Origin of the sequence: Pseudomonas sp. URIL14HWK12:I6 (genome assembly GCF_000514195.1) — a bacterium.
GTDB classification, from domain to species: Bacteria; Pseudomonadota; Gammaproteobacteria; order Pseudomonadales; family Pseudomonadaceae; genus Aquipseudomonas; species Aquipseudomonas putida_A.
The window spans coordinates 149,163-162,907 of the sequence record NZ_AZVL01000005.1 but is presented as its reverse complement, the minus strand read 5'-3'; the positions used below and the strand labels follow the sequence as shown (position 1 = coordinate 162,907).

Sequence of the window (13,745 nt, the reverse complement as noted above, 5' to 3'; positions counted from 1 at the left end):
AATGATGATCCAACTGAGCACCAGTCGACGTGGGCGCATGCCCAGGCACGCTTGTGTCCGCTGAAGCAAGCGTGCCGACTGCGTTCAAGCGGGAAGCAATACGCTGCTACTGTCGACAGTTTTTGTTCAAGCACGGCGTTCTCGAACGCCTCCCCCGCCCGCTATGTTTTCCAGCTGCTGAATCCCTCACCGTTGAACTCCTAGAGCACACACCGCACTACCTGCAGCTTAAAGGCTGATCGCTAGATCATGGACCGAAGCGTCTCGTCGTCTTAGGCCGAGGCGGTGATGGGGCAAACGATGTGTGATCCAACCATTGTTTCAGCCCTCCCACCGACTGGAACTCTAAAAACTCTAACGTATTGGCATCTGGGTTATCGATCAACAATTCGATATCACCACCCTCCTGCCCTTCAAGCTTGAGCAGCCAGTTGGTGTACCGCTCGAAAGCGTCGAATTCTGCACCCACTGCCCCTTGTAGAAATGTGTCGGCTAACAACTCCGCCATTATCCGTGTTTCAAGGTCCGGAACGTCCCAATGGAGCCCACTGTCCTTACCAAAAATCTCACGATTACAGATCTCTGGATAATACTGATTGAAGTTCAAAATCCTTTGCTCGTGCACTTCCGACCAGGCGACAAAATGGCATTCCAAGCTCAATTGGCGCCACATCTCTGCCGTATCCAGCGCTTGGCACAAATGCAGGCGTCGATCTTTTTTGGACTCGTCCTTCAGGTGGATTTTTTCATACTTAAATTCAACCAGAACAAATCTCGTGCTGTTGGTGAAAATGTAATCTGCACCAAGAATGGAGTCTTGACCGTCCATCGAGCATCGGGTTACGGCCCGCCCGTTATCGACAGCCACCCTGTTCAAATAATTGAAAAAAGCGTCGATCAACGACTGTTCTTTTCGCCTTCTCATAAACCCCTCAATACACAACGATCGTCAACTGATACCAAAAAATGGAAGCTTGTAGCGCTTGCGCGCTATCCTAGCCTTCTGCTTGAGCAGATCGGCAGAGATGCGCCCTGATTCATAACCCCAGGATCAACAATCCTGCTGAAGTCAGAATCTGCTGTTTCTCTTCGCCGGTAGCCCCCTCTGCCAAAGTACTCCGTCGTGATCACCTTCATGAGCATCATGTTTCTCTTGAACGCGGCCTGCTTTGCCGGCGGGACTCGGTTGTTCAACTGCCCTGCACTTTGCGCGGACATCTTCCCTTTTGACCGATAGCTATATGCCACGAAGGTCGCTGCAAAAGCCATAGCTGCCAAGCTCGATTAGGCATCAGGGAGGCATTCCTCGTTTCTCTCCACTTCAGATCGCTGGGCTAATTTTTCGACAGTCAGTCCCCCTTCAGTCAAGGGCAAAAAAAGCACATGTGAGTCGTGTCGTTTGCGTCCCTTGGTACACGAACCCCGGACTCTTCGATCTAGCAGATTCAAAGATACAGTCATGTGATGCTGCTCAATCCTTGTGAAGGTCACACTACATCTGGGCGGCGTCTGCATAGCCTCGCGTCTGCGCCTAGGGTGATCACCAATATTGTTCTTACCGACCATTCTATCTAACGATAGATTCACAAAAGGTGCAGGATTACGATATTGTGATACCACGCTTCGTATCTCGCTGCGTAAGACACCAACAGGTGGGGTTTAGCAAGGCGCTTTCGGTGTGCCATTGGCTACACACCGATTGGCAGATTCAGTTTGGATTCTCGGCCATGGCTGGATTCTGGAATGTGGTCACTTCACTGCTTTTGGATGAGGACGATGAATAAATTTGCCGCGCAAGAAACGCTCAACCGAGTCAAACAACGGCTGAGGCTGGAGGCCGATCCAACATCACCGTTCGTGTCAAGCGATGGGCACATATCGCTGCAGGTCGGTCGTGCCCCCATAGTGATTGAGGGCCCGATCAATCAGTACATGTTTCGAGAAGGTCAAGCTTTAGCCACGGAAATCGTCAGATCGGTTGGCCTAAAGAACTCCGCTGCTCTCGTAGCCAGGCTAGTCGCCGCGGCTGAAGGTCGTCCTGGAAGCTATGCAGCGGGCATCAAACACGTGATTGACGCCATCAGTAAACACGCTCCTGTCACTGAAGGCATTCACACGAGCGATTCGGAATAAAACGTTAGATCCGCAAACCTTCGTCGCGTAGACCACCTGATCACCCAACTGAGAGGCGGAGCGTCGAGGACACTGACATGCTCTCAAGCACCTTGCTGTGCAAAAAGCGGATCGAGAAGGTGATTTTCGCCATTCCTGTTCGCTGACAACTGAGATCGATGGCCAGAGTAGCGTGTTCCTTTACTGCTGTGTTCCCTGCCCCCGTTCGCAGCCTATTAATATCGGTAAAAATCATGAGAGTAACTAAAGAGCAAAGTGCGCTAAATAAAGACAAAATTCTGATGGCTGCGTCCAGGCTGTACCGAGAGTTTGGCGTGCACGGGATAGGCATCGCCAAACTTTCGAAAACCGTGGGCCTGACGCACGGCAGCTTTTATCAGCAGTTTCCAAATGGCAAAGAACAGCTCGTGTCGGAAGCCATCCTTCACACCTTCGACGAATGTTCCAAACGTTGGTCTGCCGAGCAGTCGACAGCCACTTTGGTGAAAAGCTATGTCAATAGCGAGCATCGCTCAGATAGTCAGGACGCCTGCCCCATTCCAACCCTGGCTGCTGACGTAACGAGAATGGGCGGATCGATAGGTGACGCATTCACTGATGGTATCCGGAAATTACTCGTCGTTTTGATGGAAAAAAATGCTGAAGAATCTGACCAAAGCGAAGAACAAGCGATGCAATTAATGTCCTCCATGGCTGGCGCCATACTGATCGCTGGGGCACTCAATGATTCTGCTCTTGCTGAAAAATTCATGTCGTCAGTTGTCGGCCTGTGGTGCAACGAATCAAGGGTGCAGTGACTCGTTTGCAGGCATATCTCTTTGTGCACCGTTCAGGCGTTCTGAGCGCGGCTTACAAGCTTGCTGCGGCAAGAAACGGAACAAATCGCAACAGCCGTTAATGAGTTGTCAGCGGCTGCGACAGAGGTTGCCAGGAATGCAAAGGACGTTGCCCGAGCTGCCGAAGAGGCGGATCAAGAAGGTCAGTCGGCCGCAAATGTCGTCAGTGCAAGCGTCAATAATATCTATGTCCTCGTTGAAAATCTGGAGTCCAGTGGGCTGTCGTTGGCTCAACTTCAGAAAGAGGTTGAGGCCATAGCGAGTGTCGTCGGTGTCATCCGCTCTATTGCCGAGCAAACTAATTTGTTGGCCCTTAATGCGGCGATTGAGGCCGCTCGTGCGGGTGATGCTGGGCGTGGTTTTGCTGTAGTCGCTGACGAAGTGAGAGCGCTAGCCAGCCGAACCCAAAATAGCACGCAAGAAATTCAGACAATGATCGGCCGTCTTCAACAAGGTACAACGCAAACTGTTTCGGCAATGCAGTTATCAGGCGAAGCCGGAAGCAGCAGCCGTGAAAAAGCGGCGCACGCTCAGGCCATCGCTGAGCTGATCAACACCATCACTGAAATGACCACTCAGATTGCAAGTGCTGCGGGACAGCAAACCGAGGTCTCAGAGGACGTCAATCAAAATATTCATCAGATCGCAATTGCGGCGGACAATGTGCCTCAAGACATTCGAAAATGTGCAGAAATTACCGGGGATTTGAAGTTGGTGAGTGAGAATCTCAACAGTATGATCCGTCAATTTCGGATCTAACATTGGAGGATGATCCATGGAGCGAGAGGTTAAGCAACTCGCTCCACGGACACTGATCAATGTAGGGCTGTTACAGGCCTGTTAGAAGACCAAGGACACATTCGCGAATTCGCGGCTATTACGTAATTCTGGTTTAAAGATCGCCCCCTTTAAGCCAGAATTATCAACCTAGCCGCAAGATGATTTTCCGCGTATTGATTAATACGCTTATAGTCAAAAAAATTAAGCGTCAATCATATTCAATTTTCCTAAAAAATCCATCTTGCCGACATCAACGCCGTTATTTCGTAAGATGGCGTAAGCCATAGCAATATGGAAATTTACATTTGGGATGACTACTTGCAGCGCATAATCGGGGGCAGCAATAACCTTGCCTGGCTCCCATGAAAGAGTCATGGTCCGCTGATCTGCTCCTGAATACTGCTCTTTCCCAATGCTTTCGACGAAAACAAGAGTCTTCACTATTCGGGCGCGCAGCTCGTCGATCGTTTGCTCGGTATCTGCGTGACGAGGGATCTCTTGACCTGAGAGCCAAGCGGCCCCGCCTTTTAGATAGTCACAAGCACTCTGCACCTGGTAGATCAAAGGTTTCATATCAGGGGCTAGGCGTGCGTTCATCAGTACGCCGACGTCAAAATTCTTCTCGATGGCGTATTCCTGCGCCTTCAGGAGAAAACCTTCAATATTTTTCAAGTTGCGTGCGCACTGGGAAATGATTTCGAAATACATGAAATAGTCCTCTTTAAGTCGAACGATGGATGCAATGCACGTACCAGTAGTGTTCTTCCCGTCAAGCGATAGATACCTTAACAATAGCGAACAGCTTCTCTTTTGCAAGCTTACAAAAAATGAAATAGCCTGATATGTGCAAGAATCACAAGAAGAGATGAAAGCCAACAATCTCAGCAGCACTAGATAGTCATTTCAATATGCTGACGTTCATTGGTTCAATATCAGATCTCAGCGGTTTTTCAATCGCATGTCGAGCATAAAAAACCGCCTGCATTAGGTAATCACCACTTCAGTTATACGATTTCCAGCATCGCTTTTTTATGCAAAGAATCTCCTGGAATATCCTTCAGACGGTGTCTCGCTTCGTGAAGAATCTGATTTGAGAGCTCCTGGTCGTCTACGATGCGGGCCATCGTGACCGCTCCAACCATGGTTGAAAGCTTGAATAAAATGTCCGCTTTGTTCGCTTTAGCGCCCTCACCCGAAGCACGCTGAGCAATGATGTCAACCCATTTTCGAAAACCGTCCGAGGCTGCACGGCGTGTTTCGGAGTCGGCTCGCGCCAATTCGCTCCCCATCATCACAAACGCACAGCTAGCAGCAATGTCGTCATGATATTCCAGCGATAGAAAATCGCTGAAGTGCTTCAAGAACGATTCCTCGCCCCCCTCCACCGCCACCTCAGCTTTATCAACGAGGTTCTCCATGCTTACCGTGCACGCTTCTGCGACCAACTGCTCCTTGGAGGTGAAATGCCGGTAAAAGCCTCCGTGGGTCAATCCTGCAATGGCCATGATTTCTGCAACGCTCGTCGCGTGGATTCCTTTTTTTCGAAATTCTTGAGAAGCAATATCCAGAATGCGCTTCCGCGTTGCTGCCTTTTGTGCCTTTGACGTCTTCATCTTTATCGCCTTTCTCGCCAACGCGACTGCGATTCGCAGTCCCATCTGCACCTGGGTTTTCCGAGTTTTCTTTCGCACTCACCTGACGCTACGCCCAAAAAACGCTTAGCGTCAACTGATAATCTAATTCACTTTTCGATCGTGGTCTTCCGTTTCCTTGGTCGAGGAAAAGCGCGTCAGACATCCCCCAAGTCTATCGCTTGACAGATTTAGATGACGTCTTTTATCATTACATTTAGTAACCTTTGATCATCTTAATTGGCCGCCCAGGAAGGCTGTGTTTTCAGTGGTTGGCGAAGCGATCGTCATTCGGTTTGTCGACGAGGTAGACCTTCTATCGATGGAGGATGAGGGTCAAATTCGCGGCCGTTGCAGCGACACAAGACCTCCGTCACATCGTAGCGCTGGAGGATGGCGAACCCGGCGTGCGAGTAGATGAAACTCTCCTCCACTTCTGTTTTAGGGATCGTTAATCCAGGAGACTGAAGATGCTAATCGATGGGCAGATTTTCCATAAATTTGACGTGAACTCTCTTGTCACCTTTTTGGTTGTTTACCAGGAGAGAGGCGTGTCGAGAGCTGCAAAATCACTCAATGTGACCCAGCCTGCTGTCAGTAACGTGCTAATCAAACTGCGCGCCCTATTCGACGATCCCTTGTTCATTCCGTGTGGAAGATCTGTCAAACCAACGATCAAGGCGGATTTGATTGCAACGGCATTAGCGCCCGCGATGGTTGTCGTTCAAGGCATCATCGCTGAACGGTCACCAAAATGTTGAGCTGTCTGAGCGCTGCGTGACGACACCATCTGCAATCAGCCCTTGCAGCACCGTTCGGCGCAGCATTGCCTGCTGCGCTAGCCTGTGACGTAAGTGAGGCAGACGATAGATTGCACCGACAACGCGCCCTGTGATTCCTGTATCGCATTGTCGGACGAATTAAGACATTCGCTCTAGAACAGCGACCTTTGCTTTGAGGCATCGCCGCCGCGCGCTTTTGGCGCCTTCTGTGGCAGGCAGCCTTCCAAGGTCAGCAGCAACTCCTTCGCCATCAAGCCGCCTGCAAACCCGGTTAACGCTCCGGAGCTACCGATCACCCGGTGACAGGGTGTGATGATGGAAATCGGATTCCTGCCATTGGCCGCGCCGACCGCCCGGACGGCGGCTGGATTGCCGATCTGCACAGCAATGTCGAGGTAACTTCGGGTTTCACCAAAAGGAATGGTCAACAAGGCGTGCCACACCTTTTTTTGGAACTCGGTGCCCCGGAAGTTCAGCTCCAAATCAAATCGACTACGTCTGCCGGCGAAATACTCGTGCAACTGCTCTTCGGCGCGATTGAGAATATCGCTGCCCTCGTCCTCGCTCATCACACCCAGTGGCACGCGATTAGGCCGGTCGTTTTCCCAAAGAATCGCGGCCAAGCAGGAATCTTGCGCGACCAGTTTCAACTGCCCCACCGGCGAATCGATGAAGCGATAAGTGAATGTCATGGAAATGATCCTCGTCGAATATTGACCGAGCCCGCACGCAGCCAGTGACTGATCGCGGTATCGAGATTATCCGTATCAGGATTGGAGCAACCCTAATCTTGCGATCAAATGTTGCGCCAATCTTACGCTCTGCCGGTCGTATCGACTGCAGAATTCCAGATGTGCATTGCCGCGTAGGCTCGCCACGGTTTCCAGGCTTCGGCGCGAGTTTTGTGTAGCGACAGTCGCGTCAAGCTAGGGTCCTGTTGCGTCATAAGATTCATCAGCACCAAGTCCGATGCGGGCCATGCATCAGGATCACGCCAAGCACGCATGGCGATGTATTCAACCGTCCAGGGACCGATACCTGGCATCGCCAGTAACTGTCGACGCAGCTCACTGATATCACCATGGTTAGCACTGAGAGAAAGCTCGCCAGAGGCGACGGCCGCGGCGACACGTTGTAGCGTTTGAACACGCTTGCCGGGCATGCCGATTTTTTCCAGATCAACTCGCGCCAAGGCATCTGGCGTCGGGAATTGCCATCCGAGTTGTTCATTGTGATCTTGAATCCGAACGCCCGCTCGCTGCACCAATCGCCCGATGATTGTGGTCGCGCCTTTGACGCTTACCTGTTGGCCGACGATAGTGCGCACCACCAGTTCGAAGCCTGAAAAAGATCCAGGTACACGCAACCCAGGACGCGCCTGAACCAACGTCCCTAACCATGGATCGCTGGATAAACCCTGGGCGATATGATCAGGCACCGCGTGCAGATCAAACATATGAGTAATTGGCTCGATCAAGTCGTCAATGTACCGGCTGACGTCGCCACGCACGGTGGCAATTAAACAGGTTTCATCCGGCGCCATTGAGACTGAAAGCACGCCTACACTGTCATTGAACTCGATGTTGCGCGTGTAGACATCATCGATCACTGCTTCGACGCCAAGGGTCAAATGTCCAGCAAAAAAGGCAAGGATGCGGTGCCAGTCGAAGGGAGGGTTGAATGGCAACAAACGTACGGCTTGAGGGGAGTCTGACGCGGACATTAAGGGAGTATGGCCATGCAAATTTCGATCAAAGAAATTAGCTTAATCCCCTACCCCATCGCAATCCACCAAGGTGCTATAGCCGTTTGCGCTTTTGCCGGATAATCTGCTGTGGGCAAGGTTTTAAGCGTGCTATGGCCTATCTGTAAACGCCTAATTTTGACCACAAAAGCATTTCTCCAATCTTCATGGGACGGCCACATTGTCGACCCGATTGCTTGGCACAAAGCGTGGTAAAACTAGCATCAGATCATCGAGGCTTGAGCCTGTGAATCGATGGCCATCCCTAACCAACAACGGCATCGGGTCGACGTCACGCTGAGCAGCATCTCGCATGTGGAAGCGACAAATAACAACAAAGAGGACACTCAATTGGGTCAAGCAAAAAATCGTGGCACCAAGGAACAACGCATTCTGCAAGCCAAAGAAAGTGGCAAGGAGCGTAAAGCTCAGGGAGTGACAATACCTGCGCGCCTTAACCCGGTGGAAATGATGGGGCTGGCGGCCAAAGCCAGGCACGCTGATCCGCTATTCGACTCGATGACCACGCCTAGTGAAATCAATGAGCAAGTTTTGCAATTTGCACGGCAACTGAGTGATCAGCCACCGGTATTTTTGGACTGCCAACCTGAGCCTTGGAGCCGGCAAAGCTGCTGCGATCTGAACGTCATCAAGTTCATGGAAATGCACGGGGGCAAAATGCTGTGTGGCTATCGGATCTGGTACAACGAGCCTCGCTATATTGAGGGCGAGCGGCACGCCGTTTGGACTGATGGGGATACGATTCGCGATGTGTCATTTGCTGACAGTGGAGAGAACACGATTGTGTTTGTCCCTGATAAATTGGCATTTGATGACGCACCCGGGAAGATACGTTTTGCCTTCGAAGAGCACGATAAGCAAGCGCTGGTCGATTACGAGAACTTCATGAATTGCTTCCCTACCACCAGGATGTCCAACGAAGAGTCGTGGGCTACCTTTCTCACCCACGAGGACTGGCTCGCCGGCAAGCGTATGCAGAACATGATCCCAAGCTTTTCCCATTGAAACGGGATCCTGATCTGCGTCTGACGGCACTCACATACCTGTTCTGCGTCATAGGGTGATCCTTCAAACACCTCAGTGCTACCCGGGCCAATCGTTGTCCCGGGGCACACTGAAAAATGGGTGCTACAGGGTGCTGAGAATCTGTCGAATATTGCCGTTTGCGCGTTCGGCTTTATCCGTCCAGGCAAGCGTCTTGTTTAAACGCTTAAGCTTTTCAATAAAATGCTCCAGCACGCCTGCGTCAGCCTGGACGTGAAGATAGAGCTTACGAAGTGTTTTCTCCCTGGGCTTCTTCCCCTCTGGTAATTGCTTGTGCCCGATGAGGTAGATCTTGTGCGCCTCGTCAACCACCCGACGCAATTCGGGGCAGGCAAATGCATCTCTATGGGTCTGACAGTTTTCCTGCAGGTCAGCCAAACTCAGCTGCTGGGGTATGGCCTTATTGAGCGCACTCAAAAACGCATCGAAGTCGAATGCGTTGCCTCCACCTTCGAGCCCAAGCTCCTCACGAATGTATTGCTGATGTTGATCCGTTAAATAGACCTGGAATTTATTGAACTGAGGTTCATAAACCTTGTGCCGGCCGTACATTTTCCTTTCAATCATCCGCTGGGTGCGCGCCAGGTATAGAAACAACTGATCTTTAGACTCATCGTCGTCTGAGAAAAACATCATGAAGACGAAGACACCGAGTCCGTTTGTAACCTCGAAGACCACAGTTTGTCTGTCGTTGCGCCGCGCGGCGACATAGACGTTGTTAATGCCACTGAAATCAAAGCAAATCTGTGCCACTCAATGCCCCCTCATGTCATTCAGGTCGTCACGACATGGAAGCTAGCAATGAGAGGTTGCTCGCAACTCATCACGCGGCTTCACATGGCGCGGGTGTACTGCGAGATCTGGAGCCTGGCCACCGTTGTTGCAGGCGACAAAATCTTCTTTACGCAGGATGCTCAAAGCAACCAGGGAGACAATGCCTGTTCCGATATAGAAATACCATGGCGAACTGATGTCACCGGTGTACTGAATCAGCCACGTTTAGATAAAAGGTGCGCTACCGCCGAACACCGCGACGGGAATGTTGTAGGCGACGGCAATGCCGGTCGAACGTATACGGGTCGGCAGTAACTCGCTCATCGTGGCATAGGTGGACGAAGCGTAGAGGCCACGATTGGCCGATGCCAAGACGATCGCGGCAGCTCCGTCGGTAATGAGTGAGCAATCGCTGAGTCGCAGCGGTGCGGCGATCACAGGGTTGCTCTCGGAGACGGTATTGCAGTGTTCAAACGTCATGGCTTTGTGCATATGCGCGAGTGGATTTGCCATGGCATTACCATGGTTTTTCGTCGCAATCGCCGCCATGGCAGACATCGGATCTTGATAGCGATCGTGATATCTCCGGGCGGCCAAGCCAAACACCTGAGGAAAGCTCAGACCCGCTTCAACGGGGTCATTTTGATACCCGGCTCCCGCTAGGGCACGTGTGACCTGAGCAGTGGTGTTGGAGGTCATCTTTTCCGCCCCTACCACGAGCACTAACTCAGCGGAACCAGATCGGATCGCATTAATGCCTGCAAGGATGGCTGCTGAACCTGAGGCGCAAGCGTTATCGCATCGCGTCGCTGGTTTAAAGCGCAACCCAGGATCGGCCTGCAATACAAGAGACGCTGGGAAGCCATCTGGAACCATGCCGGAGTTGAAATTACCCAGAAATACAGCGTCAATTTGTGAGGCTTCGATGCCCGCATCATCCATGGCCTGACGACTGACCTGAACGATAAGATCCTCCAGCGTTTGATCGCTCAATCGACCGAAGCGACTGTGACCGGCGGCGACGATGGAGACAGAATTGTTGGCCATTGTTTTTTCTCCTACGCAATGAACTGACATTGCTTACAATGGCCACAGAAAACCTTGCTTGCTATCCGTGCAACTACGTACATGGATGAGTAGCCAAGTCAGACGAAGCTCAAATCAGTGCTGCTTGAGAGAAGAGTGACGGGACGACCCGATGACAGAGAACTTAAGCCATCTGGAGGACCTGGAGCGCTTAGCGTTTCGAGTCTCACCTGCGCCTCAAGTGATCACCGGTCACCGTCGAATGCTGGATTTCAATGAAGCGTTTTTGACCCTGTTTGGCTATCAGCGTGAGGACCTGGCAGAGCAGCTGATTCTCAAGTTGTATCCCTCGCAAGCGGACTATCAAGCCATTGGAGACCGTAGCTTGAACTGGCTGCGTCACGCTCGCAACGGTGCCTATTCCGATGAGCGCTTCATGCAGCACCAGAGCGGTGAAGTCTTTTGGGCGCGCGCCGATGGTTACACCTTGACGCCTGATGACCCCTTCCAGCTGATGGTGTGGCATTTCGAGCGGATGGATCGTGTCTTCAATCCCACCGTCAATCTGACGCCCAGGGAACGAGAGATTTCGGCGCACGTGGTAAACGGGCTTTCCTGCAAAGAAATTGCCCGAAAGCTGTCGATTTCCCACCGTACCGTGGAGGTACACAGATCGAGGTTGATGAAAAAACTCCAGGCCAAAAACAGCGCAGAGTTGGTATCGAAACGATAGAAATGCGCACGCTCAGAGTCGTAGGCTCCGCACTAAAAATGAAATCCAAGCCGGCTCCCGAAGCGCCCATGTGTACCTTCAAAACTCTTCAACCAAGGCGAATGCATTCCATCGATACAGGCTTCGATTCAAGAGCGCGTAATTGAGCTTTATCTCAGCTGCTCTCCACGATTCCGTGAGAGCGAACCGACTACGTGCTTTCCCAGTCTCTATGAAAAAGATGTGGACGTTGCGTTCATGATTGACGCACCGCCAGAGTCATCGATGGTTGCACGCAAAGTGGGTGCTGTTCGCTCAGTACTCTGCGCAAGCCCAGGCTATCTGCAACGACAAGGTGAGCCACAGATACCCCAGGACATGTTCGCCCACTCGACGGTTGTTGGTAGCCCCGAGGCAGGTGACCTCGAGTGGCGTTATTCCCATGTCCAACAGCTAAGTCGCAGGTCTTGAATGCACCACACAACAAGAAGCGATCGAAGCCGCGTTGGCCAATGTCGGGATCACCCGCTGTCTGAATTATCAGGTTCATCATTATATGCGTGCGTGCGTGCGTGCGTGCGTGCGTGCGGGCGGGCAGCTGCGAGAGCTACTCCCCGCATTTGCACCGCCTGCGATCCCGGCATACCTCGTAAATCGAGAAAGCCGCAAGGCCACTGCACGAGTGCGCAGCTTCGTAGACTACGCGACTGCGAAAGCACCCGACCTTAGAGGGGAAGGAATCGTTTTCACCTTGGCCATAACTTTTATAAGCGTAAGCACTTCCGAACCATGGTGAGCAGCGGTCGGATTGCGTAGAGGGCGCTGATCGCTCCCTCTCAGATCAGTCGGGCGCGACTGCAACTCAGTAGCCTCCCTTAGAGAAAAGCACTGTTGCCGCGCTTTGTAAGACGTTCATTGTTTGTACGTAGGGTGTAGGCCCGAAGCTGATTCGCGCCACCCCTAGCGTGGACAATGTACGGATCGATGACATGCCGGTAAGAAGCATCACATTCACAGGTAGGACAGTGCTGTCACAGATTTCGCGTATCAAATTGTCCTCAACAAGACCTGGGACAAAAAAGCCTGAAGCACCCGCGGCGGCATATGCCTGGGCTCTTTTAATTGCCTCGTCCATGTCGTTCTCGGGCCTTCCGTCTTTTTTGAGGAAGAGATCGGTACGCGCGTTGAGGAATAGAGGAACGCCCATCATATCGGCTGCTTCACGGATAATGGCAATTCTGTTTGCCTGGTGATCGACCTCATAGAGGCCCTGCCCTTTGACAATTCTGTCCTCAAAATTGAGACCAGTGATTCCAAGGTCTAATAATTCCAAGACGTTGAAGACGAGCTCATTATCGTCATCTCCGCTGTAGCCTCCTTCAAAATCCAAGCTAACGGGGGCATTGATGGTTGCAACAATGCGATTGGTAAGCTGTGCCATCAGACTAAATGGGATCAATTCACCATCGAGATAGCCTTGAGCCCGAGCCATTGACCAACTGCTAGTCGCGATAGCTTTCGCTCCGCACTCAAATATGGATTTTGCGCTACCAGCATCCCAAGCGTTGTAAAGCAAAAGGGGATTTCCCTTTTGGTGTAACTCTGCAAAACGCCTTGCTTTTTCGATTTGATCCATCATTGCCATCCTCATTGCCGTATCGCAAAAGGAGTCACGTGCTGTAAAGGGATTGCGTCGATATTTTGAAACCGGCTGCAAGGGCTCAAATTTCAAAACAGGGCCGCAGTATCTCCGGTCACGACTCTCTATCTAACGATAGAGCAGTTGTTGTCCCGTGTCTAACCTCCTTCGTACGTGTGGCCGGACCGATCGTTGAGCGAGACGGCTTCCAAGCTTCGCCTTGCAAACAATCAAGACACTTCTTTTCGCTGGCTCTGCAGCTCAGAACTTCGAGAAAGCTAAACGAGTGCTCTCAAAAACTCATCCGATGTGAAAATAGGCAGCATTAATCGCATTTTGTCGTCGAAAAACTGTGCTGATAGGCAGCATCCACGAAGGTGCAAAAGAGAGCGAAAGCAGCTGCCGGGTTCCCGCCCGCTTTGACTCGCCCCAATTTCAAGGCTAGGCGATGTGACTGCCGTCAACCTTGGCAACAAGGGCGTAGATGCCTCAAATTTAGGATTCCAAGGGTATGGCGCCTCCACAGCGTGGATAACGACCTCGCAGTCACCGCAGAAACGCTTTCGCCATGGGCGAAAAACACATTTTAATTCTCGTCGAGATTCCAGACAGGTATCAAATAT

14 protein-coding genes and 2 pseudogenes are annotated in these 13,745 nt (G+C 51.6%); 7 read left to right on the top strand and 9 right to left on the bottom strand.

Features of this window, described 5'->3' with window-relative positions:
* Nucleotides 1–247 precede the first annotated feature (247 nt).
* Nucleotides 248–901 (bottom strand): hypothetical protein, encoded by a 654-nt coding sequence (locus H043_RS0110835; RefSeq protein WP_155953481.1) that lies wholly within the window; start codon nucleotides 899–901, stop codon nucleotides 248–250.
* Between the two features lie 875 nt (nucleotides 902–1,776).
* On the opposite strand from H043_RS0110835, the gene H043_RS0110825 reads away from it, so the two are divergent.
* The 3 genes from H043_RS0110825 (at nucleotide 1,777) to H043_RS29075 (ending at nucleotide 3,728) form a co-directional block, all read left to right on the top strand.
* Nucleotides 1,777–2,133, top strand: coding sequence for a hypothetical protein (locus H043_RS0110825; RefSeq protein ID WP_155953480.1), 357 nt, complete (start codon nucleotides 1,777–1,779; stop codon nucleotides 2,131–2,133).
* Between the two features lie 233 nt (nucleotides 2,134–2,366).
* Complete coding sequence (locus H043_RS0110820) at nucleotides 2,367–2,930, top strand: TetR/AcrR family transcriptional regulator (RefSeq protein ID WP_027611871.1); 564 nt, start codon at nucleotides 2,367–2,369, stop codon at nucleotides 2,928–2,930.
* Between the two features lie 60 nt (nucleotides 2,931–2,990).
* Nucleotides 2,991–3,728 carry a methyl-accepting chemotaxis protein gene (locus H043_RS29075; protein ID WP_049827851.1) on the top strand — a complete coding sequence of 246 codons (738 nt, stop codon included), beginning with the start codon at nucleotides 2,991–2,993 and terminating at the stop codon, nucleotides 3,726–3,728.
* A 222-nt stretch (nucleotides 3,729–3,950) separates the two neighbouring features.
* Here H043_RS29075 and H043_RS0110810 read toward each other — a convergent pair whose 3' ends face one another.
* Nucleotides 3,951–4,457 (bottom strand): DUF1993 family protein, encoded by a 507-nt coding sequence (locus tag H043_RS0110810; RefSeq protein WP_027611870.1) that lies wholly within the window; start codon nucleotides 4,455–4,457, stop codon nucleotides 3,951–3,953.
* A gap of 296 nt (nucleotides 4,458–4,753) precedes the next feature.
* Nucleotides 4,754–5,362: a TetR/AcrR family transcriptional regulator gene (locus H043_RS29070; protein ID WP_177325620.1), complete on the bottom strand. Its 609-nt coding sequence runs from the start codon at nucleotides 5,360–5,362 to the stop codon at nucleotides 4,754–4,756.
* Between the two features lie 488 nt (nucleotides 5,363–5,850).
* Here H043_RS29070 and H043_RS0110795 point away from each other — a divergent pair, with 488 nt between their 5' ends.
* Complete coding sequence (locus H043_RS0110795; RefSeq protein ID WP_027611869.1) at nucleotides 5,851–6,141, top strand: LysR family transcriptional regulator; 291 nt, start codon at nucleotides 5,851–5,853, stop codon at nucleotides 6,139–6,141.
* Nucleotides 6,142–6,314: 173 nt separating this feature from the next.
* Here the strand turns inward: H043_RS0110795 and H043_RS0110790 are convergent, their stop codons facing one another.
* Entirely contained in the window at nucleotides 6,315–6,854 is a 540-nt protein-coding gene (locus H043_RS0110790) for a methylated-DNA--[protein]-cysteine S-methyltransferase (RefSeq protein ID WP_027611868.1), read from the bottom strand.
* Between the two features lie 122 nt (nucleotides 6,855–6,976).
* Nucleotides 6,977–7,885, bottom strand: a complete 909-nt coding sequence (locus tag H043_RS0110785; protein ID WP_027611867.1) for a DNA-3-methyladenine glycosylase — start codon at nucleotides 7,883–7,885, stop codon at nucleotides 6,977–6,979.
* A gap of 276 nt (nucleotides 7,886–8,161) precedes the next feature.
* On the opposite strand from H043_RS0110785, the gene H043_RS0110780 reads away from it, so the two are divergent.
* Nucleotides 8,162–8,932 (top strand): hypothetical protein, encoded by a 771-nt coding sequence (locus H043_RS0110780; protein ID WP_256214179.1) that lies wholly within the window; start codon nucleotides 8,162–8,164, stop codon nucleotides 8,930–8,932.
* 123 nt (nucleotides 8,933–9,055) lie between these two features.
* Here H043_RS0110780 and H043_RS29065 read toward each other — a convergent pair whose 3' ends face one another.
* From H043_RS29065 to H043_RS29060, 3 genes and pseudogenes are all read right to left on the bottom strand, one after another.
* On the bottom strand, nucleotides 9,056–9,724 hold the full coding sequence (locus H043_RS29065; RefSeq protein ID WP_049827849.1) for a hypothetical protein: 669 nt from the start codon (nucleotides 9,722–9,724) through the stop codon (nucleotides 9,056–9,058).
* Between the two features lie 42 nt (nucleotides 9,725–9,766).
* A pseudogene (locus tag H043_RS29715) lies at nucleotides 9,767–10,099 on the bottom strand (MFS transporter); the annotation flags it as partial.
* Nucleotides 10,100–10,108: 9 nt separating this feature from the next.
* A pseudogene (locus tag H043_RS29060) lies at nucleotides 10,109–10,792 on the bottom strand (beta-ketoacyl synthase N-terminal-like domain-containing protein); the annotation flags it as partial.
* 151 nt (nucleotides 10,793–10,943) lie between these two features.
* On the opposite strand from H043_RS29060, the gene H043_RS0110765 reads away from it, so the two are divergent.
* The gene (locus H043_RS0110765; protein ID WP_027611865.1) at nucleotides 10,944–11,504 is read left to right on the top strand and encodes a LuxR C-terminal-related transcriptional regulator; all 561 of its coding nucleotides are present in this window, start codon (nucleotides 10,944–10,946) and stop codon (nucleotides 11,502–11,504) included.
* Between the two features lie 105 nt (nucleotides 11,505–11,609).
* Nucleotides 11,610–11,954, top strand: coding sequence for a LysR substrate-binding domain-containing protein (locus H043_RS31000; RefSeq protein WP_081730208.1), 345 nt, complete (start codon nucleotides 11,610–11,612; stop codon nucleotides 11,952–11,954).
* A 391-nt stretch (nucleotides 11,955–12,345) separates the two neighbouring features.
* On the opposite strand, the gene H043_RS0110760 is transcribed toward H043_RS31000, so the two are convergent.
* Nucleotides 12,346–13,122 carry an isocitrate lyase/phosphoenolpyruvate mutase family protein gene (locus H043_RS0110760; RefSeq protein WP_218187160.1) on the bottom strand — a complete coding sequence of 259 codons (777 nt, stop codon included), beginning with the start codon at nucleotides 13,120–13,122 and terminating at the stop codon, nucleotides 12,346–12,348.
* Nucleotides 13,123–13,745: the final 623 nt, after the last annotated feature.

What these genes read in the sequence shown, in the direction of transcription:
- H043_RS0110825 (WP_155953480.1), top strand. Translation starts at nt 1,777, where the DNA reads ATGAATAAATTTGCCGCGCAAGAAACGCTCAACCGAGTCAAACAACGG.
- H043_RS0110820 (WP_027611871.1), top strand. Translation starts at nt 2,367, where the DNA reads ATGAGAGTAACTAAAGAGCAAAGTGCGCTAAATAAAGACAAAATTCTG.
- H043_RS0110810 (WP_027611870.1), bottom strand. Translation starts at nt 4,457, where the DNA reads ATGTATTTCGAAATCATTTCCCAGTGCGCACGCAACTTGAAAAATATT.
- H043_RS29070 (WP_177325620.1), bottom strand. Translation starts at nt 5,362, where the DNA reads ATGAAGACGTCAAAGGCACAAAAGGCAGCAACGCGGAAGCGCATTCTG.
- H043_RS0110795 (WP_027611869.1), top strand. Translation starts at nt 5,851, where the DNA reads ATGCTAATCGATGGGCAGATTTTCCATAAATTTGACGTGAACTCTCTT.
- H043_RS0110790 (WP_027611868.1), bottom strand. Translation starts at nt 6,854, where the DNA reads ATGACATTCACTTATCGCTTCATCGATTCGCCGGTGGGGCAGTTGAAA.
- H043_RS0110785 (WP_027611867.1), bottom strand. Translation starts at nt 7,885, where the DNA reads ATGTCCGCGTCAGACTCCCCTCAAGCCGTACGTTTGTTGCCATTCAAC.
- H043_RS0110780 (WP_256214179.1), top strand. Translation starts at nt 8,162, where the DNA reads ATGGCCATCCCTAACCAACAACGGCATCGGGTCGACGTCACGCTGAGC.
- H043_RS0110765 (WP_027611865.1), top strand. Translation starts at nt 10,944, where the DNA reads ATGACAGAGAACTTAAGCCATCTGGAGGACCTGGAGCGCTTAGCGTTT.
- H043_RS0110760 (WP_218187160.1), bottom strand. Translation starts at nt 13,122, where the DNA reads ATGATGGATCAAATCGAAAAAGCAAGGCGTTTTGCAGAGTTACACCAA.